This window comes from Amycolatopsis albispora (genome assembly GCF_003312875.1).
Lineage (GTDB): Bacteria > Actinomycetota > Actinomycetes > Mycobacteriales > Pseudonocardiaceae > Amycolatopsis > Amycolatopsis albispora.
The window spans coordinates 194,706-214,672 of the sequence record NZ_CP015163.1; the positions used below are offsets into that span (position 1 = coordinate 194,706).

Sequence of the window (19,967 nt, forward strand, 5' to 3'; positions counted from 1 at the left end):
CCGCTCAAGCCAGCTTGAGTGCAAGCTGTGATCCTGGTGGGGTGCACTACACGATCAGCGAAGTGGCGCGGCATTTCGGCCTCGCGGTGTCCGCGTTGCGTTACTACGACGAGATCGGCCTGCTGGCCCCGGCGGGCAGGCGCGGCACGGTCCGCACCTACGGACGCGGCGAGCTGCGACGGCTCGCCCTGGTCCAGCTCCTCCACCACGACGGCCTGATGAGCCTGGCGGACACGGCCACCGCGCTGTCCGCGGACCAGGCCGGGCCCAGGACCGTCATCGAGGACGCCATCGGCGTGATGCGGGAGCAGGTCGAGCGCCTCCAGGCCGCGCAGCGCGTGCTCGAGCACCTGCTCACCTGCCCGCGTGACGATCCGGTGCGGGACTGCCCCGTGCTGGCCGAACAGCTCGAGCAGACCGTCGAGCACGCATTGGCCGGGGCTAGCGGGCCGCTTCCCGGAGCAGGGAAACCAGCAGGCCGGTGAACTGCATGGCCGAGGACGGCAGGCGCCTGCCCAGCATGGTCTGCACCTGCGCCTCGCGCTGCCGGAACACGGGGTGGTCGAGCCGCACGTAGGCCACGCCGTCGCCGGTGGTGCCGCGGTCCAGGTCGCCCAGATCACCGACGAGCGCGATGCCACCGCCGCCGCGGACGAACTCGTACAGCGGCGCCAGCCCGTCGCAGACGAGCACCGGCGCCACTTCGAGCCCTTCCATGCGCGCGCCCAGGTCGAACAGTTCGCGCTGGCTGGTCCGCGACGACGCCAGCGCCAGCGGGTGCGCGCACAGCTCCGCCAGCCCGATCCGCTCCCGCCCGGCCAGCTCGTGTCCACCAGGGACAACCGCGACCACCTCGGTGACGACCGCGCACTCCACGCGGACGTCGTGCTGCGGGCCCATCGTGTAGGTGACCGCGACGTCGGCGATGCCGTCCACCACCCGGCGGGTCGCCTCCTCCCTGGGCACGATGTCGAGCTGGAAGGTGACGCCGGGGTGCTCGCGGCGGAAGGCGGCCATCGCGCGCGGCACGATCCGCCTGCCGAAACCCTCCGAGCACGCCACCACCACGCGGCGAGCCTCGGAGCCGTCGCCCTGGCGCAGTTCGCCGACGAGCGCGGCGGACTCGGCCTCGGTGCGGCGCGCGTGGGCGAGCAGCCGCGCGCCCGCGTCGGTCAGCGTCATGCCACGCGGATGCCTCGCGAACAGCGGCACACCGAGGTCGGCCTCCAGCTTCGCGATCTGCCTGCTGATCGCGGACGGCGCCACGGTCAGCGCCCTGGCGGCCTCGGTGACCGAGCCCGCGCGGGCGACCTCGGCGAAGTACGTCAGGCCCACCGGCAGCAGCTGCATCGAACCCGCCTTTCGTCCGGTTTGCCGATAGTAGAACGCTCGATGACAAAATCGGCAATGGTGGTGACGCCGGAACCGGCTTAGCCTGCTCGGTGCCACCGACCACCGGAGTTGCCAGTGATCCCGCAGAACCTGCGCCGTGCAGCCGAAAACCACGTGGACTCCGGCGCGTTCCGCGCGCACCTCGCCGAGCTCGTCGGCTATCCGACGGAGAGCACCACCGAACGCGGCAACGTTGCGCTCAGGGCATACCTCGACCACGTGCTCACGCCGCTGCTCACCGACCTCGGCTGCACGGTGACCGAGCACCCCAACCCGGATCCGGCGGGCGGCCCGTTCCTGCTCGGCACGCGTGCCGAGTCGCCGGACCTGCCGACCGTGCTGTGCTACGGCCACGCCGACGTGGTCGATGGCCACAGTGGACAGTGGAGCGACGGCCGCGACCCGTGGACGCTGACCGTGGACGGCGAGCGCTGGTACGGCCGCGGTACCGCCGACAACAAGGGGCAGCACCTGGTCAACCTCACCGCGTTGCGCCTGCTGCTGACCGAAACCGGCTCGCTGGGGTTCAACCTGAAGTTCCTGTTCGAGACCGGCGAGGAGATCGGTTCGCCGGGGATCGCCGAGTTCGCCGCGGCGCACCGCGAACTGCTGCGGGCCGACGTGCTCATCGCCTCCGACGGCCCGCGCCTGGACGCCGCCACGCCGACGCTGTTCCTCGGCTCGCGAGGCGGCCTGAACTTCGAACTCGACGCCGATCTGCGGCCCGATTCGTACCACTCCGGCAACTGGGGCGGTGTGCTGCGCAATCCCGCCACCACGCTGGCCGGGGCGATCGGCACCCTCGTCGACGGGCACGGGCGCATCCAGATCCCCGGCCTGCTGCCGCCGGAAATCCCGGACGCGGTGCGCGCGGCGCTGGCCGGGATCACCGTGGCGAACAGCCCCGGCGACCCGGCACCCGACGCGGGCTGGGGCGCCCAGGACCTCACCGCGGCCGAACGGCTCTACGGCTGGAACACGCTCGAAGTGCTCGCCATCGGCGCTGCCGACATCGACCACCCGGTCAACGCGATCCCCGGCCGCGCCCGTGCCGCGCTGCAGCTGCGGTACGTCTCCGGCACCGACGTCAGCGACGCGCGGCGTGTGCTGACTGAGCACCTCGCCGCCCACGGTTACCCGATGGTCGAGGTCCGCATCACCGGCGACTTTCCCGCCAGCCGCACGGAAATCGACGCACCGTGGCCGCGCTGGGCGGCCGGCGTGCTCGAGGAGGTCACCGGCGGGCCGGTCGCCGTGCTGCCCAACATCGGCGGCTCGCTGCCGAACTTCGTGTTCACCGAAATACTGGGCATTCCCGCGTTGTGGGTGCCGCACTCCTATCCCGGCTGCCTCCAGCACGCGCCCGACGAGCACCTGCTCGCGCCGATCGCGCGCGAGGGCCTGGTGCTGGCGACCGCCCTCTTCCACGCCGTCGGAAGGGCACCGCGATGACCACCACCGCACCCACCTCCACGCGGCGCGCCATCGCCGCCGCCACCATCGGGAACGCGCTCGAATGGTTCGACCTCGCGGTGTACGCGCTGATGGCGAGCTACATCGGCCGGACCTTCTTCCCCGAAGGCGATCCCGGCGTCCAGCTGGTGCAGGCGTACGCCGTGTTCGGCGTGACCTACCTGATCCGGCCGCTCGGCGGGCTGGTGATCGGCGCCTACGCCGACCGGCACGGGCGCAAGAAGGCGCTGATGCTGACCATCTGGCTGATGGTGGCGGGCACCTTGCTGCTCGCCGTGCTGCCGGGGTACGACACGCTCGGCATTCTCGCCCCGCTGGCGGTCGTGGTGGCGCGCCTGCTGCAGGGCTTCGCGGCCGGTGGTGAGTTCGGCGCGGCGACCTCGTTCCTGGTCGAGCAGAACGAGGGCCGCAAGGGCTTTCTCGGCAGTTTCCAGTTCGCCAGCCAGGGGCTCTCGACGCTGATGGCGGCCGGGTTCGCGGCCGTGCTGACCGCGGTGCTCTCCGACGAGGCGATGACCGCGTGGGGCTGGCGGGTGCCGTTCGTGTTCGGCCTGCTGATCGGGCCGGTCGGGTACTACATCCGCCGTTATGTCGACGAATCGCCCGCGCTGCGTGACGAGGAGCCGGTGCCGTCGCCGATCCTGTCGGTGTTCCGGCACCACTGGGGCGGACTGCTCATCGCGGGCGGCTCGCTGGTGGTGTCCACCGCGCTGAACTTCATCCTCCAGTACCTGCCCACCTTCGGCGTCGAGGAACTCGGCCTCGACGACTCACTGTCGTTCGTGGCGCTCTTCGTCACCGGCGTGATCCTGACCTTCGGCACGCCGGTGGTCGGGCTGCTGGCCGACCGGTTCGGCAGGCTCGTGCTGATGGTGCCGGCGGCGGTGCTGATCGGGGTCGGCGTGGTGCCGTTGTTCGCGTGGGTCACCGCGGCGCCTTCGTTCCTCACGCTCACCGCGGTCATGACCATCCTGGGGCTGCTCAAGGCGGTGTACTTCGGCGCGCTGCCGTCGGTGATGGCGGACGCTTTCCCGGTGAGGGCGCGCGCGACCGGGCTGTCGTTCAGCTACAACACCGCCGTCGGCATCTTCGGCGGCTTCACCCCGACGATCGCCACGGCGCTCATCGCGAGCACCGGTTCGCAGCTCGCGCCGGGTTACTACCTGCTCGCGGTGTCGTTCGTCAGCATCGCGGCGCTGGCGGCCGGGTACCGCACTCGCGGCATCCGCTGACGCACGTTTCCGGCCGTTCCCGGCGGGTAGCCGACGGTGATGAAGAACACCCCCGAAATCGATCCGGTGACCGCCGAAAGCATGGAGCAGGACGCCGACATCGGCGGTGAGCACACCGAACCGACCTACCGCGACCAGGAACCGCGCCCCGGCGACCCGGAACCGGACGAGCGGCGTGGCGACAGCGGCGGCATGGAACCGGAAGGAACGAGCTGATGGCCAACCGAATCGAGTTCAGCGAGCACAGCGAAGGACTGCCCTGCAAGGAATGCGGGTTCTCCACCCTGCGCGTGGCCAGCATCGTCGGCGACGACGGCAGCGTGGTCGGCCGGACGGTCGTCTGCACTTCCTGCCACCAGAGCAGGCACCGCGCCGCCGAAGCGGCGTGAGCCGTGCTCAGAGGGGTAGCGGCCCGCGAGCACGCGCTTGGCAGGGGCTGACCGGCGTGGACCGACGGGCAGCCTGCCTGGCGGCGGTCAAGGAAGGTGACCGGCTGGCGCTCGACGCGCTGGTAGCCGACATGACGCCGCTCGGCTGACACGTGGCGCGCGGGCAGGGCTGGACCACCGGGCGTGCTCAGGGGTAGCGGCCCGCGAGCACGCAGAACTCGTTGCCCTCCGCAATACCCCACATGTGACATCTTTTCTCCAAGGCCCCTCCCGGGGCTCTAAAACCGTTGTGGGACAAGGGTTAAGTGCCGTTGAAGAGATCCTAGCCTGCTGCTCGCCATGAGCCGAGCAGGCCGCTCCGTGCCCTGCTAGGCGCTGGCGGCGGGGTCGTCCGGCTCAGCCTGTCGTCGGCTGGTCTGCTCGTGGATGAGTGCGGCGCGGACGTAGGCGTCAACCTCCCAGTCAGGGACGGAGTGATCGGCCAAGACTTCGCAGGTGCCGTCGGCGTCGAACCTGATCGCTATGGATCTCAGTCCACCGAGGTCGACGCGCGTCAACGTGTACTCGTCCGTCACAGGCCCACACCCCTCCCGCCCCATCGGAGGCCAGCGGTCGAAGGCTTCGCCGCAGCCCCTGTGGCATCCCCTGACCGGACGGTAACAATCGCCCGATCGTCCTACCACCTTGGTACTTACGGGTGTTAACGGTCGGGGGTATCTCGGCAACTAAGCAGTTTCCGCAGGTAATGACGCATCTTTCGGCAGGACAACGCGGAGATTTGTCGCGTTTTCGAACGCGTTGAGCACATCCTGCGGGGTTTCGTCATCTGGGGTGATGATCACCCAGCGTTCACCCGGTTGGCCCCCTACTTCCGGGTTCGTACCACCCGTATGGATGCGGGCATTCTTGACGTGAACGTCGACTACGTTGCGTTGTTGCAGGTTGAGCGACTCCAGGGCGGCTGCCGCTACCACGTCGGGCTCGACCTCCAACGCGGCGGCGACGCCCATGATCGTCTTCGTGCGGGGGAAGTCCTGCATCGGCCGGTCCGGGTTGCCCAGGTGGAACAGGCCAGTCGGTACCGGGGCACCCTTCTGCCGCGCACGATCCGCGAGTTCGCGCCAGGTAAGGCCGTCGCGATCTTTGATCATGTTGATCAGTTCGCAGAGATTCACCACACCGCCCCTAGGCCCCGACGTGGCCCACGTCGCAGGAATTAAAGCACGTTTAACTGACTGTAACCGTTGCGGCCGTGTTGAAACCAATTTAACGTGGAGATCAGACACGGTCTTTACGGCCCTTGACCAGGGCCAATGACGCGGTCGGCGGATCTTGGGCCGCCGCGCGGATCACCCATGCTTGCTAACCCAACAGGAGTTCGTCGTGGCTACATACGTGCGAGCGTCAGACGCTAGCGCACTTCGGGAGCTTGTCGAAGCGACCGGTCGGCATGCGGACGTGGCGTTCCGTGCGGGCATCTCGCCGGTTCGGCTGAGCCAGGTGTTGAACGGGGCATCGCCGGTGATTCCGCTCCAGCAGGCGGCAAAGCTGGAAGACGTTCTCGGCGTGCCGCACGGCACCTTCTTCGTGGTCGACGACCCGGCCGCGAGCCCGGAGCTGATCGGCCCCTACCTCGCGCGCGGCGACGCCACCGACGAAGACGAAGAGGACGACGGCGCGTCGGGTGCGGCATGACCGGAAAGCCAGCCCAGCCGGTGCTCTCCGATGGCGACCTCGAACGGCTCGGCATCAGTCGCAACCTCGCCGAGTACGTCGCTGACATCGCCGATGACCACGGCCCTTTGACTCCCGCGCAGCGGGACCAGCTGGCGGTCCTGCTGCGGCCGGACCCCACCAAGCGCCTGGCCCGTGGCGCATAGCGGACCAGGCGGGAGCTGGCCGACGGGTAGCCCCCGACATCTCGTCGGCCAGCTCCCGATCTCTCTGACCGGATCGGAGCTACGGATGACCACCCCCATCACGCAGCAGCACGACGACCAGGAAGGCAGGCACGTGCTTCACGAAGCGGACGAGTGCACCCGACGGGATGTGGTGTACCTGTACGGCGAGATCACCAACCTGGTCATGCCCGTACCCCGACGCGACGCGCCCGCACGGCACTGGAATGGGCAGGTCGCGTGATGGCCGCCCGCCTGCTTGCTCCCGCCCCAACCGGCCGCCACGCCCGGCTGAGCACGCTCGACCGCTGGCGAACCGCGCTCCGCCGGTCGGCGATGACCGCCCGAGCGCTGCCGCGGGCCATCGTCGGTGTCGTCGCCGCTATGGCGTGCCTGGGTTTCGCCCTCGGCTTCACGATCGCCGGGGTTGTCCTGTGAACGACGAGACCGAGACGGAGAAGACTGTGACCGAGACCGCCCAGGACAACGCCGAGACGACCGAGCTGCCGAACCCGGTGACTGACGAAGTCGTTCTCCCGCTGACTGTTCAGTGGCAGAAGCGCGATCCCGACACTCCGGTGTTCAACGAGACGATGGACGAGCTGGCCGACCAGCTTCCCTCCTTCGACACCACCGGCGGCTCGCCGGCTGACGCACCCGCCTCCGACGACGACCGCGACGGCGGTGAGCAGGACTGACGGCGACCCGACGAAGGAACCATGACTGCCCCGGAGGTTGTGGGCGGCAGGTCAAGCCCGAGTTCTACGCCTGCCGGACGTGCTGGCTACGGCTTCCGCAGTCGCTCCGCGAGGCGATCACGACCGCGAACAAGCGGAAGACGACCGCGCACTCCGTCGCCATGTACGACGCGCACGAGTGGTTCCGCGCCCATCCGCTGACCGTTCAAGTCGGTGATCAGTGATTGCCCCGCGCGTTCTACCACTTCACCTGCGAACACCGGGCGCGCTCGATCCAGCGAAGCCTTGAGCTGCGCCCGAACCGACACCCGCTGCTCGGACACTGGCTGGTCTGGCTGACGGACCTGCCGCAGCCCGACCGCTGGGGGCTGGGCCTCACGTCCAACTGGCTCACCTGCGACCGCACGGCTGTGCGGGTGTCGGTCCAGCCGACGGACGACATCGTTCGCTGGTCAGCTTGGGCGCTGTGGCACAAGGTCCCGCCGGTCATGCTCGACGTTCTCCACGAGAATGCCCGGCCTGAGCACTGGTGGGTCGCGACGGTTCCGCTCCGCATCAGCGACGTTGCCGCGGCTACCTCCCGCGGTTTGCGGAGGACGTCGTGACGGCCGGGAAGCTGGACGCCCCGGTCGTGCTTCCAGCCGGGGCGAGCCAGGACGACTGGGAGTTCGCGCGCACCTTCGGCCTTGGCGGCTCCGACGTTGCCGCCGCTGCCGGGCTGAACCCGTGGAAGACGCCGTTCCAGCTCTGGTTGGAGAAGACCCGGCGGGTCGAAGCCGAGTTCGACGAAGTCGCCACCGAGCGCATGTACTGGGGCCACGTGCTCGAACCGGTGCTGCTGCGCGAATGGGACAACCGGCACCCCGAGTACGTGCTGACCGGGGGCGAGGGCGTCTACGGCAACCGCGACCACACGTGGATGCTCGGCAACGTCGACGGGCTGGCGTGGGAGTACTCCGGCGAGCTGGCCGGGATCGTCGAGGCGAAGACCGGCGGACATCGGGCCGTCGCCGAATGGGCCGAGGACGACGTTCCGGTCCACTACGTCTGCCAGGTCCAGTGGTACATGCACCTGCTCGGCGCACCCCGGACCTTCGTCGTCGCGCTGCTCGACACGAACACCTACCTCGAACGGATCATCGACCGCGACGACGAGCTGATCGCCGACCTCGTGGACGCCGCGACCGAGTTCTGGGGTCACGTACAGCGGGACGAACCGCCCCCGGCTGACGCCTCCGAGATCACCCGCCGAGCGCTGGCGCGCTGGCCTGCGGTGTCAGGCGAGACAGTCGAGCTGGACCCGTTGTGGCACAAGCATCTTGCGCGCCGCCACGAGCTGAGCGAACAGATCAAAGCGCTGGAGTCCGAGCGCACCGGCATCGACAACCGGTTGCGCGCGGAGATGGGCCAGGCCGAGGAAGCCCGGCTCGACGGGGAGAAGGTCGCGACTCATCGGGCTCCGGCGAAGCCTTCGCGGTCCGTCGACCACGAGGCGTTCGCCGTCGAGCGCCCGGACCTGTACGCGCTCTACGTCACCGAGCGGCCAGCGGGCCGACGCCTGACCTACGCCATCACCACAGCCAGGAGGGATCAGCAGTAAGCAACTCGAACACCAAGGCCGCGCTCGCGCAGCGGAAGTCCAGCTCGGCGTCGTCCGGCGGCGACTTGCGGACGCTCATCGAACGGCAGAAGCCGGAGATCGCCCGCGCTTTGCACGGCACCGCGTTGAATCCCGAGCGGTTCACGCGGGTCGCGTTGACCGTGATCAAGCAGAACAACGACCTGATGCGGTGTCGCCCCGAATCGCTCCTCGGCGCGCTCATGACCTCCGCGCAGCTCGGGCTCGAACCCGGCCCGCTGGGCGAGGCGTACTTGGTTCCGTACGGGGACCAGGTGACGTTCATCCCCGGCTACCGGGGCTTGATCAAGCTCGCGTGGAACAGCGGCCAGCTCCGCAACATCTCCGCTCGGGTCGTCCACGAGGCCGACGAGTTCGAGTACTCGTACGGGCTGCATCCCGACCTGGTGCACCGGCCCGCGCGAGGAGACCGCGGTGGCATCACTGATGTCTACGCCGCCGCCACCCTCGTTGACGGCGGGGCCGAGTTCGAGGTGCTCGACGTCGGCAGCGTCGAATCGATCCGAGGTCGCTCCCGCGCGGGCAAGAAGGGGCCGTGGGTCACCGACTGGGAGGCGATGGCCCGCAAGACAGCCGTTCGCCAGCTCGCGAAGTGGCTGCCGATGGCCACGGTCATGAACCGCGCGATCGCGGCCGAGGGCACGGTCCGCACCGATCTCGACGCCGAGGCCCTGGACGACGTCGCCTCCGATTTCGACGGGGAGGTGATCGACGCCGAGCCCGCCGAGGACACCAGCGAACCGCAGCCGTCCGCCGACGAGATCCCGCCCGAGGAGCCCGCCACCCCATGAGACGAGCCACCGACACCATCCGGCTGATCACGACCATCTTGCTTTGCATCAGCGCAGGAATCAGCCTCGCCCAGAACATCCGGCAGCTCATCCGCGAGGAAACCGCTGCTGCCAAGGAGGAACCAGCATGACCGAAGCTGCCACCGAGGCCACGACGGAGCGCGCCGAGCCGCGCGACTTCGCGGCCTTCTTGATGGAGCACCGGCGCGGGAAGACCCACCAGGAGCTGTCCGAGGCGCTGCGCGACCTCGTGCTGTCCGTGGAGGAGACCCGCAAGGCCGGGAAGATCACGTACACCCTCACGATCCGACCGCAGGAGCGCACGCCCGGGGCCGTCATGGTCGCCGATCAGATCAAGTGCAGCCTGCCGGAGCACGACCGCTCCGAGTCGATCTTCTTCGCCACCGACGCTGGCGAACTCGTCCGCAACGACCCGCGCCAGACCGCGCTGTTCTCGGAGTAGGAGCACCCGTGCCCGACGACACCACCGATCAGACCGCCGCCGTGGTCGCAGACCTCCAGCGCCGTGCCGACGAGGCCACGCCGCCGCAGCCGTTCGACCTGACACCGGAGAAGTCCGTGGTCGTGCGGACGCTGCGCAACGACGAGCGGATCGACACCACCGACCTCGAACGCATGCTGGACCAGCCCCGCAGGCCGCGAGGCACCGCGCTGCTCACCGAGCCGAGCGACTTCGCCGCGTACGTCAACCGGCTGCACACGGCCTCGACCACGGTGTGGGCCGACCAGGACCACTCGCAGGTGACCGCCACCTTCAACGACCACTCCAACGGCTACACCGCCGGATGGCGTGACCACGAAGCCGTCCTCAAGCTCAAGCGGGACGAGGACTGGAAGGCGTGGATTCGGCGGGACAACTCGCTGATGTCGCAGGAGGACTTCGCCGAGCACCTGGAGGACCGGGCGCACACGATCGTCAACCCGGACACCGCGACGATGCTCGAAATCGCGCTGACCTTCCAGACCCGGCGGAACGCCTCGTTCTCCCGAGGCTCCCGGCTTGACTCCGGCGACGTGCAGCTCTCGTGGAGCGAGGAGACCAAGGCCAAGGCCGGGGCGAGTGGCCGGCTGGAGGTTCCCGCGGAATTCACGATCGCGGTCGCCCCGTTCGTCGGCCTCCCCGCGACCGAGGTCACCGCCCGGCTGCGCTGGCGCATCCGCGAAGGCCAGCTCGGCATCGGATACCGGCTCGACCGACCGGATCTCGTCGAACGCCAAGCGTTCGCCGACGTCCGGCAGATGCTCGCGGGCGCGCTCGAAGCACCCGTGCTGCTCGGGTCTGCGCCCGTGCTGCACCACCTCGAACACTGACCAACCACCGACGGGGAAAGGCTCTCAGTGCCCCGTATCCGCACGATCAAGCCGAGCTTCTTCCGGTCCGAGGACGTGTCGACGCTGCCATTTCGCGCGCGCCTGACATGGATCGGCCTGTGGACGCATTGCGACGACGCAGGCCGCACCAAGGACAACGCCCGGCTGATCAAGGGTGACATCTGGCCGCTGGACGACGTGTCCTTGGCCGACATCGAGGAAGACCTGGAGACGCTGGCCGCCCACGAGCGCATTGTGCGCTACCGCGTGGGCGGTCGGCGGTACCTGGAGATCGTCAACTGGAGCGATCACCAGAGCATCCAGAAGCCCACGCCGTCGAAGATCCCGCCCGCGTCGGAAGGCACTCCGCTACCTGTCCCGTCCCCCGACAGTAGGGCTACCGGGCTTTCACCGGAGAAATCCCCAGGTTCTCCACAAACTGCAGGTAGCGAGGCTCCACCTTCGCTACAGCAGGACTCCGGTAGCCCTACCACGGGGAAAGGAAGGGAAAGGAAAGGAAGGGAAGGGGGTGCGCGCGCACGCGGGAGCGCGCGCGAGGCACCGCCCGACACCGACCAGCGCCCACCCGACCGGTGCATCGACCACGAACACGACCCCGACCCGCCGCCCTGCGGCGTCTGCGCCCGAGCCCGCGAAGCAGCCCAGCGATGGGACCAGCAAGCCAGCTCACGCGGCGCAGCCCGCCGCACCGAGCAACAGCGAGCCCGCGCGGCCGACCGCGAACGCGCCATTGCCAACTGCGACCTGTGCGACGCCAACGGCTACGTCGGAACCCGGCTCTGCCACCACGACCCCGAGGCCGCGGAACGCGCCGCACGCGGCATGGAACTCGTCCGCGCCGCACTCAAGACCAGCACCACGACAGCCAGGAGTGATCAGCAGTAGCCAGGGCCACCACGACCCGCACCCGGGCCGAGATCGGCCGAGCCAACCGGGACAAGGGCATCCGCGCCGAGCGCGACGTCGGCCGATACCTCCGTGTCCACGGCTGGCCGGCTGCCGAGCGCAAGGCCGACAACGGCTGGCGCAGCGCCGACCGGGCGAGCGCCGACCTCGGCGACATCCGAGGCACCGACCGGCTGGTCTGGCAGGTCAAGGCACGCGGCAACCTCTCCACGCTCGACATCGCGAACATCATCCGCGAGACGAACGACCAGGCCGTCTCCGCCGGGGCCGACTTCGGCATCGTGGTTCAGCGCCGCGACGGCAAGAGCGACCCGGGCACCTGGTGGGCGTGGCTGCCCGCCGGAGACCTCGCCGCGCTCATCGAGTTCGCCCGCGATCCCGACGCGGTCCAGGTTCCGAACGCTCGGCTCGCCGTGCCCGTGCGCCTGGAGCTGGCCGACCTGCTGCCCCTGCTGCACGCGGCAGGCTACGGGGAGGCCGAGTGATGCACCGCCCGCCGCAGCCATCCTGGCCGGAAGCCGCGTTCATCGCGCTCTGCCTGCTCTGCCTCGTAGCCATCGCCGTCCTGTGGGCGGTGATGGTGTGAGCGCACCGAACAGCCTCCCGCGCGCCGGTGCCGTCGGCTTCACACTGCTGGTCGCGGCCGTGGTGGTGAGCGTCTGGACGTCCGACTGGAAGTGGCTGCTGATCGGCGTCGCCGGGCTGATCACCGCCGCCGTCTGGTCCGCCGCCGAAGGCGGGAACCGCCATGAGTGAGCGGAGCTGCGTCACCGGGTGCGGCAGGCCGACGACCGACATGCTGTGCCCCGGCTGCCTCGCCGAGCTGACCGCCGCGCTGAGGGAACTGATCAGCGACGGCAGCGGCGGGCACGGCCTCCTCGCCGAGCTGGGCATCACGCTCTCCCGGCAGCACACGATGACGCTCGGGACCGGCGTCGGCGGCCATGCCGCCGAGCGGCCGATGCCGTTTCACGAAGCGGCCAGCGAAGTCGGCTGGGTGTTGGCGAACACCGTCTCGACCTGGGCACGCGAGGTGCACGAGTGCAATCCGCACCTGCTCCCGCCTGCCGGGTCAACCGCGGGCGCGGTCGCTTGGATGGTCGGCCTGCCCGGACTGCTCGCACTGCACCCGGCGGCCGACGAGCTGCACGACGAGATCACTCACGTCGTCGCTCGGGTCCGCCGGGTCGTCGACCGCCCGCCGGACCGGATCTACGCCGGACCATGCGATGCGCAGGTCGAAGGCGGGAGGTGTCCCGATCACCTCTACGCCCGCCCCGGTCAGCGCCGGGTGCAGTGCGGCAGTTGCGGTACCGAACACGACGTCGACGAGCGCCGGAATTGGATGATCAGCTACGCCGCCGACCTCCGCGTCACCGCGACCGTGGCGCTCGGCTGGGCTCGGCTCCTGCTGGACAAGACCATCCCGCGCGGAACCTGGGACTCCTGGGTGAGCCGGGGCAGGATCGTGCCGCACGGCACCGACGGCCGGGGCCGACCGGTCTTCCGGTTCGGAGACGTCCGCGACCTCGCGCTGGCGCACGTGAGTAAGCCACGCCACGTCGCATGAACTTGCCAACGCCCTGACCTGCGTGCAAGATCGATGTCATCACCGTCCGGCAGTGTGGCTACAGCCCCCGGACTACCTCCCCGTAGGTCCCGTTCAACAGGCTCTCCAGCCGCCCGAGCAGGATCGGAACCTCGCCGTATCGGATCTCCAGTTGAGCCCCGTAAGTGATCACCGGCAGGTGCACGTTCGCGCGACCCGATTCGAGCGTGATCGCGCACGGGCCGACTGGACGACGAGCGTCCTCCTGGTACGCCTTCGTGGACATGACCAGCTTCAACGCAGCGACGAGACCAGGTAGCGACTCCTCGGGGCAGGAGAAGCCGGTTGTCGGGAACGTGCTCAGATCGCCGGTCTCGCCTCGATGCAGGTAGAAGCTCTCGCGCCGAGTCTCGACCTGCCAGGCACCCGCTTCCGGCGGCATCTCGTGGATGAACCCCATCAGCTGACCACCTCGTCGTTGAACAGGCTGCCTCCCGTGGCGACCGTGTGCCGGACGTCCTTGGCGAACGCGCGGACTTGTTCCGCGAGGTCGTCGCCTCCGAGGTCCCTGATCGCCTTGGCGCTGGCGTCGATCTGGTCCACGAGGCACAGGGCGAGGTACTTCTCGTTCTCGGTCATCAGTTCACCGCCTCGGCGTCCACGGTCTTCACCGCGAGGGTCCTGCCCTGGTTGTCGAGCAGTTCCACTCGGTACGGCTCGCCGGCTGCGACTCCAAGGTCCGACGGGGCGAACCGCTCCGGCATCTCGTAGTCGGGCGGGACCGCCTTCCGGAACTGCTCCACCCAACCGTCTGTCGCCTCATCGAGGCCATCGATCACGAGGACCGTCGGGAAGCTGAACCGCTCGCCTGCCGCGTAGCGGCGCACAGTGTCCTCGGCCAGCACCAGGGTGGTACCTGCGTTCCCAGCGGGCAGCTTGCCGCTGTTGATCAGATTGTTGATGTTCTGGCGCGAGCAGCCCACGATCTCGGCCGCCTCGGTCACCGAGACCAGCCGAGGGATCAGCGGGTCACGTACCATCCGGGTGTCTCCCTGCCTTGCTGACTCTTTGCAGGAAGACACGATAGCCCCGGCCGCCTCGCGACCGGGGCTATCGCTTGTCACGGTGTGTTCGCCTCCTCGATCAGAGCGGGATGCGGATGGCCTCTTCGGCGGCCGGATTCAGCAGGTACGCGGGCAAGGTCTCCCGCCCTTCGGAGAGCGCCCGGTAGATCCGGTGCCATCCGTCGATGACCATCCAGCCGAAGTCTTCGCCGGACGGACTGCTCAGCGGCGCGAGGATGATCGGCTTGCTGAGATCGGTCTTCGTCATCGCGTACTCGATGTCCACCCGGACCTCGATCAGCTTCAACCGGCCCTCCGGCGCGGGCTTGAGCGGTAGGAACTGCTCCATGCCGGTGATCAGCACGTGCTCGTGGAAGGTCGCCACCGACTCGTGCACCTCCAGCAGCTCGTGCGCGCGTTTGATGCACCACCGCCAGGCGGCGAAGTGGAACACCTGGCAGCCGTTGTGTGTCGGCGAGTGCTTCACGGCAGATCACCCCAGCCGAACATCTCGCGGGTCGCCTGGTCGAGCACGAAGGGCATCGGCTTGCCCTCGTGCATGTGGATGAGCGTCGGCTCACCCCAGCAACCCTCGGCCCAGCGGAAGTAGCTGCCGTGCCAGACCATGCCGGGAGCCGCCGGATGCGTCGGCTCCCGGACATCGGTCACGTGGAAGTAGTTGCTGGTGAACCCGAGCTGGACGATGTCGCCCTGGTTTACCGAGATGATCGCGAGCGTCTTATCCATCGGTGCCCGCCTTCTCGTCCAGCCGACGCAGCGGTCCACAGATGTTCTTGCGGAGCGCCTCGTACAACCCGGTGGTGATGACCACCATCGTCACGTTCACCGGGACCCGGTGAACGTCCGCCGTCTTCCGTACCGCGCGCTTGACCAGCCTCTCCCAACGACCGGTCTCGATCAGGATCGCGCACATCCCGCACGCCGCCCAGTCACCTCGACTGTGGTGAGTGGACGCATGCGGAACCCGGAAGTCGTTGGCGGGCAACACCGCGACCGGGTTGTCGGCGAGGCAGAAGTCGCATTGCCCACGCCAGCCATCCGGTGCTTCGACCGGTGCCGGATCGTGGTCGGCATTGACGTGGGCCGGATGGACGTACCCAACGCCGGACTCGTCGGTGAGCGTGTCCAGCGCTCGGCTGCACATTGCGCAGATGATGGACTTCGCCTTCGGCTTACTCATCGTCGTGGCCACCCAGATCCAGCAGCTCACGCAGCGAGGCGAAACCCTCGCCGTCGTCGATGCGCTCGGCCGCCCGCGGCTTGAAGTATGCGCACACGTAGAGGTAGCCGTAGCTTCGCCGGGGGTTCGCTTTGATGGCGGCGCGGTCGTCGTCGAACAGCGTGATCTCGCGGTCGCTGCCCACGAAGATCTCGCCCTCCTCGAACATGGCGGTCGCCTTGGCCATCCACGCGTCACCGCAGTGGTCCCGCAGGTACCCGGTCAGGGTGTGGTGGTCGCCGAAGCCGGACTCGCGGTCCGGCGGAACGTCGATCCCGAAACCGTCGCCGACGATCGCCCGGCAGCCCCACGCGGTGGTGACCCCGGACGGAAGTCCTTTGTTGTAACCAAACCTGAGCTTGCCGCTCATCGAGCATCATCCTTTTCGTTGACCACGGCAGCGAACGCCGTAGCGAGTGCTTTGAGGGCGGCCTCCGCGTCGCGCCACTGCTCGGCAGTGGCGGCGTACTGGTGAAAGCCACCGGGGAAGATCCGGACCAGATGGGTACGGCCGTCAGCGAAGACGACCGTCCCATCGATCCGCACGGGGTTGTTTCGGTCCATCCCGGTCACCCGCCGTGCGCCGCGAGCTGGCCACCGATCATCGAGATCACGAACATGATCACGAGACCGGTCGCGCCGACGCGCCAGTTCCGAGTCCAGATCCACCCCAGCAGCCCGCCGCCGAGCGACAGGGCTGCCAGGGTCGCGAGAATCGCATTCACCGCGCGGACCTCAGAACGATTTCCTCCTGGCGGATGTAGGAGTCCTCGGTGAGCACGCAGGCGGCGATGCCGATGTAGTACTCCCGGCGGGCGTCGGTGAGCTTGGCCCAAGCGATCACGCCGCCCCTTCCGTCGTGGCAGTCGGTGCCGCCGTAGTAGGCCGCTTTCCCTACCCGTTCCGCCTCTTCCGGTGAGAGCTGTTCGACCGTCCGGGGTTCCGCCCGGGGTGGCCGGGGAGGTTCGTGGTTTGGCCGGATGTTCCGGCCTCTCCGGAGCTTCACTGCCTGTCTCCCTTGCTGGTGTGGTGCCTTGCTGACCTCCCCAGCATGGGAACAGTGATTGCCAATCGTCAATTAACTGTGTCTTGAATCACAATGATTTGCCAATCGGCAACTCTGGTGTGCATGCTTGTGGAGTCAGCAAGGCAGCCACAACACACCAGGGAGATCCAAGTGGCACATGAGCTTGAACTGTTCGCCGATGGCAGCACCGCTTTCGCTGCCGCCCGTGAGCCGGGCTGGCACCGGCTCGGCACCGTGGCCCCCGGTCCCATGACCGCACAGGAAGTGCTGGACCTGGCCCAGTTGTCCAACTGGAACATTCGGAAGTCGCTCGGTCTCACCGCCGTGGTGCCGGGTGAGAAGTGCCAGGAGTGCAACCGAAAGATCGGTGCCAAGCACACCCAGAAGTGCCCCGTTCCGCAGGAGCCGGACCGTGGTTCCGATGATCTGATGGTGTCCGAAGAGGACACCGCCCAGCTTCTCCCCGTGGATGGATGGGTGAGCACCTACCGGACCACTCCGGTCACCGGGGAGCTTCAGAATCTCGGCATCGTGTCCGGTGAGTACCCGATCATTCAGCCGGAAGAGTTCGCCGAGTTCATGCAGACCATTGTGGACACTTCCGGTGCTGTGTTCGACACCGGAGGTTCGCTCCGCAATGGTCGGGACATCTTCCTCACCATGCAGCTTCCGCAGGCCGTGACCATCGGTGGTGTCGATGAGATCGGCCTGTTCATGGCCGGTTTCAACAACTACTCCGGACAGGGGAAGCTCAAGGTGGTCACCACCCCGGTCCGGGTGGTCTGTGCCAACACCGAAAGGGCTGCACTCCGGAACTTCCGCAGTGAGTACACCTTCCGGCACAGCAAGGGGCTACAGGGCCGGATCGCCGAAGCCCGTGAAGCCCTCAAGATCAATTTCGAGTGGACAGAGGTCTTCAAGGCCGAAGCTGAAAGCATGATCAACACCGAGATGTCGGCCGACACCTTCGGTGACCTGATCAAGGCCGTGTGGCCCGAAAAGTTCTCGAAGCCGATGGATGACTGGAAAAAGCCCGAGCATGACCACTGGGACTCGCTCAATGGTCTGTTCAAGAATGCCGACACTCAGGAGAACATCCGGGGAACCGTGTGGGCCGGGTACAACTCGATCACTGAGTACCTGGACTGGGAAATTCCGGTCCCCGGTGTCGGCACCGATGCCGCCGAACTGGCCAGGGCTGACCGTGCTTTCCTCGGTCAGTACAACAAGCTCAAGCACCTGGCCTTTTCCAAGTCGCTCGACATCGTGGCCGCCAAGTGACCCACCGTGCCGCTCAGTGCCCCTCTGCCGAACAGGTAGGGGGGCACTGCCCTATCCCGGGTTTCCCTGCCGCTGGTGTATTTCCGGCCGCTGAGAGCCCCGTGCAGGTGTGTATTTCGGTCCCCCTGGTGTCCCTGCCCCTGGTGTATTTCCGTTGCCCTGTAGGGCAGGCAGGGGGCAAGGCATGCCGTACCGTGCCCCCGCACCGTGCACCGTGCCCGGTTGTGGTGAGCCTGCCCCAGGTGGGGGCCGCTGTGCTGAGCATGCACAGCAGGCAGCAGCCCGCCGCAGGCTCGACCCTGCACAGCAGGGGTACCGCACAGCAGGGCACCGGGCATTCCGGGCCGCAGTGCTCGACCGTGACCCCGTGTGCCGATGCACTGATGCCGGGTGCACCGGGCATCCGGGCCGCCCGTGTGTGCAACCGTCCACAGTGGCCGATCACTGGCCGGTCACTCGTCGGGCACTCGTCCGGCAAGGGCTCGACCCGGACCGGCCGGAGCATGGCCGGGGACTCTGCCAGCCGTGCCACAACCGATACACCGCCCGGGACCCCGTCACCCGTGGAGGAGGGACCCGGTGAACCGGGCCGCGCCGACGAGGCCGCCGACCGACCGCCGGTCCGGAAAGTGCCGGCAGTTCCCGCCCGCGCCGGAACGGACTCGGCCGCAGCCCGCGCTCGCCGCGGGACCTGGACCCAGGGGGGCACCCCTCCCCACCCCCGGCAAGGCCGATCGTCAGCCAGGCCCGTCCGTGTCCCGACAAATTTCCGACACCGCTCCGGCACGTCGGCCGGGAGGTGGTAGCCGGTGGTGATCAACCCGAATGCCGATCAGACCGCCCCGGTGCTTATCGACGGGGTCACGCCGTCGGCCGAGATCCGGGAGGAGCTGGCCCGCAAGGGCATTCCGGTCCTGCTGGCGTTCAGCCGGGGGAAGGACTCGCTCGCCGCTTGGCTCGCCCTCCGGGATGCGGACGTGGAGGTCCGGCCGTTTCACCTGTACCTCGTGCCGGGTCTTGAGTTCGTGGACGAGTCGCTGGTGGACTACGAGAAGTTCTTCGGAACGACGATCCCGCAGCTTCCGCACCCGAGCCTCTTCCGGTGGCTGAACAACCTCACGTTCCAGGTCCCCGAACGGCGGCTGATCATCGAAGCCGCTCAGCTTCCCGAGCCGGACTACGTCGACATCTCACGGGTGCTGTGCAGCGAGTACTACGACCTCGACCCGGAGGTCACCTTCACCGCCGACGGCATCCGTGCCGCGGATTCCCCAAACCGCCGCACGGCGTTGAAGGGACACGGCCCCGTTCGGGAGCACGTGATGAAGGTGAGCCCGGTGTGGGACTGGCGTATCCGGCACGTCCGCGCCGCGCTCGCCGACCACCGATGTCCGCTGCCGGTCGACTACGAACTGTTCAACCGAACCTTCGACGGCCTGGATCTCCGCTTCCTGGCCCCGATCAAGGAGCGCTTCCCCCGGGACTACGAGCGCATCTTGGAGTGGTTCCCGCTGGCGGACTTGGAGCTGTTCCGTGCCGGACTCTAACGACGACGTGATGGCCCAGCTCGCCGGTTCGGCCGCCCCGATGGGCGGGTCGAACGACGACCTGTTGGCCCAGCTCAACGCGGAGCCGGAGCCGGACCCGCTGGCCGATGTCGAGTACACCGGAGACGTACCGGAGGACTCCCGTAGGGAGCTGACAGCCCTACAGCAAGGGTTCCGGGACCGCGCGAAGCGCGAGGCCGAACGATTCCGCCTGGCAACCGACTCCGAGTACTGGTTGGCGATCTGCTTCAAGTCCCGCGAGGACAAGGAGAAGTTCCTCCGGAACGCGAAGCTGCTGCACGTCGGCGACAAGTACATGGACGGCTACGCCGTGGCCCGCCTGCTCGGCGTGCCAATGGACGACGAGTAAGGGAGAGGAGGAGACACCATGCGTCGGACGCTCACCCGCGTCAGCGGGGCGATGATCCGGGGTGCCGCGCGTCGGCTCGGCATCCGGTCGCCGGGTGCTGCCGGTGGCCGCAGCTCCG

The 19,967-nt window shown here is 68.3% G+C and carries 36 protein-coding genes; 23 read left to right on the forward strand and 13 right to left on the reverse strand.

Annotated elements, in window-relative coordinates:
* Positions 1 to 41: 41 nt before the first annotated feature.
* A complete protein-coding gene (locus tag A4R43_RS00985) occupies positions 42 to 485 on the forward strand; it encodes a MerR family transcriptional regulator (protein ID WP_113690550.1) in 444 nt (147 codons plus the stop codon).
* Here the strand turns inward: A4R43_RS00985 and A4R43_RS00990 are convergent.
* Positions 442 to 1,350, reverse strand: coding sequence for a LysR family transcriptional regulator (locus A4R43_RS00990; RefSeq protein WP_113690551.1), 909 nt, complete (start codon positions 1,348 to 1,350; stop codon positions 442 to 444). The genes A4R43_RS00985 and A4R43_RS00990 overlap by 44 nt on opposite strands.
* Positions 1,351 to 1,467: 117 nt before the next feature.
* Here A4R43_RS00990 and A4R43_RS00995 point away from each other — a divergent pair, with 117 nt between their 5' ends.
* Genes A4R43_RS00995 through A4R43_RS43110 form a run of 4 tightly spaced genes read left to right on the forward strand, consistent with a single transcriptional unit; the run spans position 1,468 to position 4,486 of the window.
* A complete protein-coding gene (locus tag A4R43_RS00995; RefSeq protein ID WP_113690552.1) occupies positions 1,468 to 2,844 on the forward strand; it encodes a M20 family metallopeptidase in 1,377 nt (458 codons plus the stop codon).
* Positions 2,841 to 4,097, forward strand: coding sequence for an MFS transporter (locus A4R43_RS01000; RefSeq protein WP_113690553.1), 1,257 nt, complete (start codon positions 2,841 to 2,843; stop codon positions 4,095 to 4,097). The genes A4R43_RS00995 and A4R43_RS01000 overlap by 4 nt, the downstream gene beginning before the upstream one ends.
* Positions 4,098 to 4,136: 39 nt before the next feature.
* Entirely contained in the window at positions 4,137 to 4,313 is a 177-nt protein-coding gene (locus A4R43_RS43105; RefSeq protein ID WP_205215196.1) for a hypothetical protein, read from the forward strand.
* Positions 4,313 to 4,486, forward strand: coding sequence for a hypothetical protein (locus A4R43_RS43110; protein WP_205215197.1), 174 nt, complete (start codon positions 4,313 to 4,315; stop codon positions 4,484 to 4,486). Before A4R43_RS43105 ends, A4R43_RS43110 begins: the two co-directional genes overlap by 1 nt.
* 368 nt (positions 4,487 to 4,854) lie before the next feature.
* Here the strand turns inward: A4R43_RS43110 and A4R43_RS01005 are convergent, their stop codons facing one another.
* Together A4R43_RS01005 and A4R43_RS42460 are read right to left on the reverse strand one after the other, a co-directional pair.
* Positions 4,855 to 5,061, reverse strand: a complete 207-nt coding sequence (locus tag A4R43_RS01005) for a hypothetical protein (protein ID WP_113690554.1) — start codon at positions 5,059 to 5,061, stop codon at positions 4,855 to 4,857.
* A 150-nt stretch (positions 5,062 to 5,211) separates the two neighbouring features.
* Positions 5,212 to 5,661, reverse strand: coding sequence for a hypothetical protein (locus tag A4R43_RS42460; RefSeq protein ID WP_143267135.1), 450 nt, complete (start codon positions 5,659 to 5,661; stop codon positions 5,212 to 5,214).
* 283 nt (positions 5,662 to 5,944) lie between these two features.
* On the opposite strand from A4R43_RS42460, the gene A4R43_RS01010 reads away from it, so the two are divergent.
* The 15 genes from A4R43_RS01010 (at position 5,945) to A4R43_RS01065 (ending at position 13,341) form a co-directional block, all read left to right on the forward strand.
* The gene (locus A4R43_RS01010) at positions 5,945 to 6,181 is read left to right on the forward strand and encodes a helix-turn-helix domain-containing protein (RefSeq protein WP_113690555.1); all 237 of its coding nucleotides are present in this window, start codon (positions 5,945 to 5,947) and stop codon (positions 6,179 to 6,181) included.
* Positions 6,178 to 6,366, forward strand: a complete 189-nt coding sequence (locus A4R43_RS01015) for a hypothetical protein (protein ID WP_113690556.1) — start codon at positions 6,178 to 6,180, stop codon at positions 6,364 to 6,366. Before A4R43_RS01010 ends, A4R43_RS01015 begins: the two co-directional genes overlap by 4 nt.
* A gap of 85 nt (positions 6,367 to 6,451) precedes the next feature.
* Positions 6,452 to 6,628: a hypothetical protein gene (locus tag A4R43_RS42465; protein WP_162788246.1), complete on the forward strand. Its 177-nt coding sequence runs from the start codon at positions 6,452 to 6,454 to the stop codon at positions 6,626 to 6,628.
* Complete coding sequence (locus A4R43_RS01020) at positions 6,628 to 6,822, forward strand: hypothetical protein (RefSeq protein ID WP_143267137.1); 195 nt, start codon at positions 6,628 to 6,630, stop codon at positions 6,820 to 6,822. The genes A4R43_RS42465 and A4R43_RS01020 overlap by 1 nt, the downstream gene beginning before the upstream one ends.
* Positions 6,819 to 7,082, forward strand: coding sequence for a hypothetical protein (locus A4R43_RS01025; RefSeq protein WP_093935607.1), 264 nt, complete (start codon positions 6,819 to 6,821; stop codon positions 7,080 to 7,082). Before A4R43_RS01020 ends, A4R43_RS01025 begins: the two co-directional genes overlap by 4 nt.
* Before the next feature lie 224 nt (positions 7,083 to 7,306).
* Positions 7,307 to 7,687 carry a hypothetical protein gene (locus tag A4R43_RS42470; RefSeq protein ID WP_162788247.1) on the forward strand — a complete coding sequence of 127 codons (381 nt, stop codon included), beginning with the start codon at positions 7,307 to 7,309 and terminating at the stop codon, positions 7,685 to 7,687.
* On the forward strand, positions 7,684 to 8,682 hold the full coding sequence (locus tag A4R43_RS01035; protein ID WP_162788248.1) for a YqaJ viral recombinase family nuclease: 999 nt from the start codon (positions 7,684 to 7,686) through the stop codon (positions 8,680 to 8,682). The genes A4R43_RS42470 and A4R43_RS01035 overlap by 4 nt, the downstream gene beginning before the upstream one ends.
* Before the next feature lie 65 nt (positions 8,683 to 8,747).
* The gene (locus A4R43_RS01040; RefSeq protein WP_205215583.1) at positions 8,748 to 9,512 is read left to right on the forward strand and encodes a recombinase RecT; all 765 of its coding nucleotides are present in this window, start codon (positions 8,748 to 8,750) and stop codon (positions 9,510 to 9,512) included.
* Positions 9,509 to 9,643 (forward strand): hypothetical protein, encoded by a 135-nt coding sequence (locus A4R43_RS44415; protein ID WP_257791787.1) that lies wholly within the window; start codon positions 9,509 to 9,511, stop codon positions 9,641 to 9,643. Before A4R43_RS01040 ends, A4R43_RS44415 begins: the two co-directional genes overlap by 4 nt.
* A complete protein-coding gene (locus A4R43_RS01045) occupies positions 9,640 to 9,975 on the forward strand; it encodes a hypothetical protein (RefSeq protein ID WP_113690560.1) in 336 nt (111 codons plus the stop codon). Before A4R43_RS44415 ends, A4R43_RS01045 begins: the two co-directional genes overlap by 4 nt.
* A gap of 8 nt (positions 9,976 to 9,983) precedes the next feature.
* Complete coding sequence (locus tag A4R43_RS01050; RefSeq protein WP_113690561.1) at positions 9,984 to 10,844, forward strand: DUF2303 family protein; 861 nt, start codon at positions 9,984 to 9,986, stop codon at positions 10,842 to 10,844.
* A 27-nt stretch (positions 10,845 to 10,871) separates the two neighbouring features.
* The gene (locus A4R43_RS42475) at positions 10,872 to 11,750 is read left to right on the forward strand and encodes a hypothetical protein (RefSeq protein ID WP_162788249.1); all 879 of its coding nucleotides are present in this window, start codon (positions 10,872 to 10,874) and stop codon (positions 11,748 to 11,750) included.
* 302 nt (positions 11,751 to 12,052) lie between these two features.
* Positions 12,053 to 12,256, forward strand: coding sequence for a hypothetical protein (locus A4R43_RS01060; RefSeq protein WP_093935614.1), 204 nt, complete (start codon positions 12,053 to 12,055; stop codon positions 12,254 to 12,256).
* Positions 12,257 to 12,353: 97 nt separating this feature from the next.
* Positions 12,354 to 12,527 carry a hypothetical protein gene (locus A4R43_RS42480; protein WP_162788250.1) on the forward strand — a complete coding sequence of 58 codons (174 nt, stop codon included), beginning with the start codon at positions 12,354 to 12,356 and terminating at the stop codon, positions 12,525 to 12,527.
* Positions 12,520 to 13,341 carry a hypothetical protein gene (locus tag A4R43_RS01065; RefSeq protein ID WP_162788251.1) on the forward strand — a complete coding sequence of 274 codons (822 nt, stop codon included), beginning with the start codon at positions 12,520 to 12,522 and terminating at the stop codon, positions 13,339 to 13,341. Before A4R43_RS42480 ends, A4R43_RS01065 begins: the two co-directional genes overlap by 8 nt.
* A 58-nt stretch (positions 13,342 to 13,399) precedes the next feature.
* Here the strand turns inward: A4R43_RS01065 and A4R43_RS01070 are convergent, their stop codons facing one another.
* From A4R43_RS01070 to A4R43_RS44420, 10 genes are all read right to left on the reverse strand, one after another.
* Positions 13,400 to 13,780 (reverse strand): hypothetical protein, encoded by a 381-nt coding sequence (locus A4R43_RS01070; protein WP_113690564.1) that lies wholly within the window; start codon positions 13,778 to 13,780, stop codon positions 13,400 to 13,402.
* Positions 13,780 to 13,959 carry a hypothetical protein gene (locus A4R43_RS01075; protein ID WP_113690565.1) on the reverse strand — a complete coding sequence of 60 codons (180 nt, stop codon included), beginning with the start codon at positions 13,957 to 13,959 and terminating at the stop codon, positions 13,780 to 13,782. Before A4R43_RS01075 ends, A4R43_RS01070 begins: the two co-directional genes overlap by 1 nt.
* A complete protein-coding gene (locus A4R43_RS01080) occupies positions 13,959 to 14,324 on the reverse strand; it encodes a helix-turn-helix domain-containing protein (RefSeq protein ID WP_162788252.1) in 366 nt (121 codons plus the stop codon). Before A4R43_RS01080 ends, A4R43_RS01075 begins: the two co-directional genes overlap by 1 nt.
* Positions 14,325 to 14,463: 139 nt before the next feature.
* Positions 14,464 to 14,871, reverse strand: coding sequence for a hypothetical protein (locus A4R43_RS01085; RefSeq protein ID WP_113690567.1), 408 nt, complete (start codon positions 14,869 to 14,871; stop codon positions 14,464 to 14,466).
* Entirely contained in the window at positions 14,868 to 15,131 is a 264-nt protein-coding gene (locus A4R43_RS01090; RefSeq protein WP_093935620.1) for a hypothetical protein, read from the reverse strand. Before A4R43_RS01090 ends, A4R43_RS01085 begins: the two co-directional genes overlap by 4 nt.
* Complete coding sequence (locus A4R43_RS01095; RefSeq protein WP_162788253.1) at positions 15,124 to 15,597, reverse strand: hypothetical protein; 474 nt, start codon at positions 15,595 to 15,597, stop codon at positions 15,124 to 15,126. The genes A4R43_RS01090 and A4R43_RS01095 overlap by 8 nt, the downstream gene beginning before the upstream one ends.
* Positions 15,578 to 15,994 carry a hypothetical protein gene (locus A4R43_RS01100; RefSeq protein ID WP_093935622.1) on the reverse strand — a complete coding sequence of 139 codons (417 nt, stop codon included), beginning with the start codon at positions 15,992 to 15,994 and terminating at the stop codon, positions 15,578 to 15,580. The genes A4R43_RS01095 and A4R43_RS01100 overlap by 20 nt, the downstream gene beginning before the upstream one ends.
* Complete coding sequence (locus A4R43_RS01105; RefSeq protein WP_162788254.1) at positions 15,991 to 16,188, reverse strand: hypothetical protein; 198 nt, start codon at positions 16,186 to 16,188, stop codon at positions 15,991 to 15,993. Before A4R43_RS01105 ends, A4R43_RS01100 begins: the two co-directional genes overlap by 4 nt.
* Before the next feature lie 5 nt (positions 16,189 to 16,193).
* Complete coding sequence (locus A4R43_RS42485) at positions 16,194 to 16,349, reverse strand: hypothetical protein (protein WP_162788255.1); 156 nt, start codon at positions 16,347 to 16,349, stop codon at positions 16,194 to 16,196.
* A complete protein-coding gene (locus A4R43_RS44420) occupies positions 16,346 to 16,468 on the reverse strand; it encodes a hypothetical protein (RefSeq protein WP_257791788.1) in 123 nt (40 codons plus the stop codon). The genes A4R43_RS42485 and A4R43_RS44420 overlap by 4 nt, the downstream gene beginning before the upstream one ends.
* Before the next feature lie 333 nt (positions 16,469 to 16,801).
* Between A4R43_RS44420 and A4R43_RS01110 the strand changes: the two genes are divergently transcribed.
* The 3 genes from A4R43_RS01110 (at position 16,802) to A4R43_RS01125 (ending at position 19,849) form a co-directional block, all read left to right on the forward strand.
* Positions 16,802 to 17,932, forward strand: coding sequence for a DUF932 domain-containing protein (locus A4R43_RS01110; protein WP_162788256.1), 1,131 nt, complete (start codon positions 16,802 to 16,804; stop codon positions 17,930 to 17,932).
* An 812-nt stretch (positions 17,933 to 18,744) separates the two neighbouring features.
* Positions 18,745 to 19,479: an adenine nucleotide alpha hydrolase family protein gene (locus tag A4R43_RS01120; RefSeq protein ID WP_205215198.1), complete on the forward strand. Its 735-nt coding sequence runs from the start codon at positions 18,745 to 18,747 to the stop codon at positions 19,477 to 19,479.
* Positions 19,466 to 19,849, forward strand: coding sequence for a hypothetical protein (locus A4R43_RS01125; protein WP_236808696.1), 384 nt, complete (start codon positions 19,466 to 19,468; stop codon positions 19,847 to 19,849). Before A4R43_RS01120 ends, A4R43_RS01125 begins: the two co-directional genes overlap by 14 nt.
* Positions 19,850 to 19,967: the final 118 nt, after the last annotated feature.

Bases quoted from the DNA above. Each gene is read 5' to 3' on its own strand.
- A4R43_RS43110 (WP_205215197.1), top strand. From the start codon at position 4,313: ATGGCCAACCGAATCGAGTTCAGCGAGCACAGCGAAGGACTGCCCTGC.
- A4R43_RS01000 (WP_113690553.1), top strand. From the start codon at position 2,841: ATGACCACCACCGCACCCACCTCCACGCGGCGCGCCATCGCCGCCGCC.
- A4R43_RS01045 (WP_113690560.1), top strand. From the start codon at position 9,640: ATGACCGAAGCTGCCACCGAGGCCACGACGGAGCGCGCCGAGCCGCGC.
- A4R43_RS01015 (WP_113690556.1), top strand. From the start codon at position 6,178: ATGACCGGAAAGCCAGCCCAGCCGGTGCTCTCCGATGGCGACCTCGAA.
- A4R43_RS01105 (WP_162788254.1), bottom strand. From the start codon at position 16,188: ATGGACCGAAACAACCCCGTGCGGATCGATGGGACGGTCGTCTTCGCT.
- A4R43_RS44415 (WP_257791787.1), top strand. From the start codon at position 9,509: ATGAGACGAGCCACCGACACCATCCGGCTGATCACGACCATCTTGCTT.
- A4R43_RS01090 (WP_093935620.1), bottom strand. From the start codon at position 15,131: ATGGATAAGACGCTCGCGATCATCTCGGTAAACCAGGGCGACATCGTC.
- A4R43_RS01065 (WP_162788251.1), top strand. From the start codon at position 12,520: ATGAGTGAGCGGAGCTGCGTCACCGGGTGCGGCAGGCCGACGACCGAC.
- A4R43_RS01020 (WP_143267137.1), top strand. From the start codon at position 6,628: ATGGCCGCCCGCCTGCTTGCTCCCGCCCCAACCGGCCGCCACGCCCGG.
- A4R43_RS00990 (WP_113690551.1), bottom strand. From the start codon at position 1,350: ATGCAGCTGCTGCCGGTGGGCCTGACGTACTTCGCCGAGGTCGCCCGC.
- A4R43_RS43105 (WP_205215196.1), top strand. From the start codon at position 4,137: ATGAAGAACACCCCCGAAATCGATCCGGTGACCGCCGAAAGCATGGAG.
- A4R43_RS01075 (WP_113690565.1), bottom strand. From the start codon at position 13,959: ATGACCGAGAACGAGAAGTACCTCGCCCTGTGCCTCGTGGACCAGATC.
- A4R43_RS42465 (WP_162788246.1), top strand. From the start codon at position 6,452: ATGACCACCCCCATCACGCAGCAGCACGACGACCAGGAAGGCAGGCAC.
- A4R43_RS01070 (WP_113690564.1), bottom strand. From the start codon at position 13,780: ATGGGGTTCATCCACGAGATGCCGCCGGAAGCGGGTGCCTGGCAGGTC.
- A4R43_RS01100 (WP_093935622.1), bottom strand. From the start codon at position 15,994: ATGAGCGGCAAGCTCAGGTTTGGTTACAACAAAGGACTTCCGTCCGGG.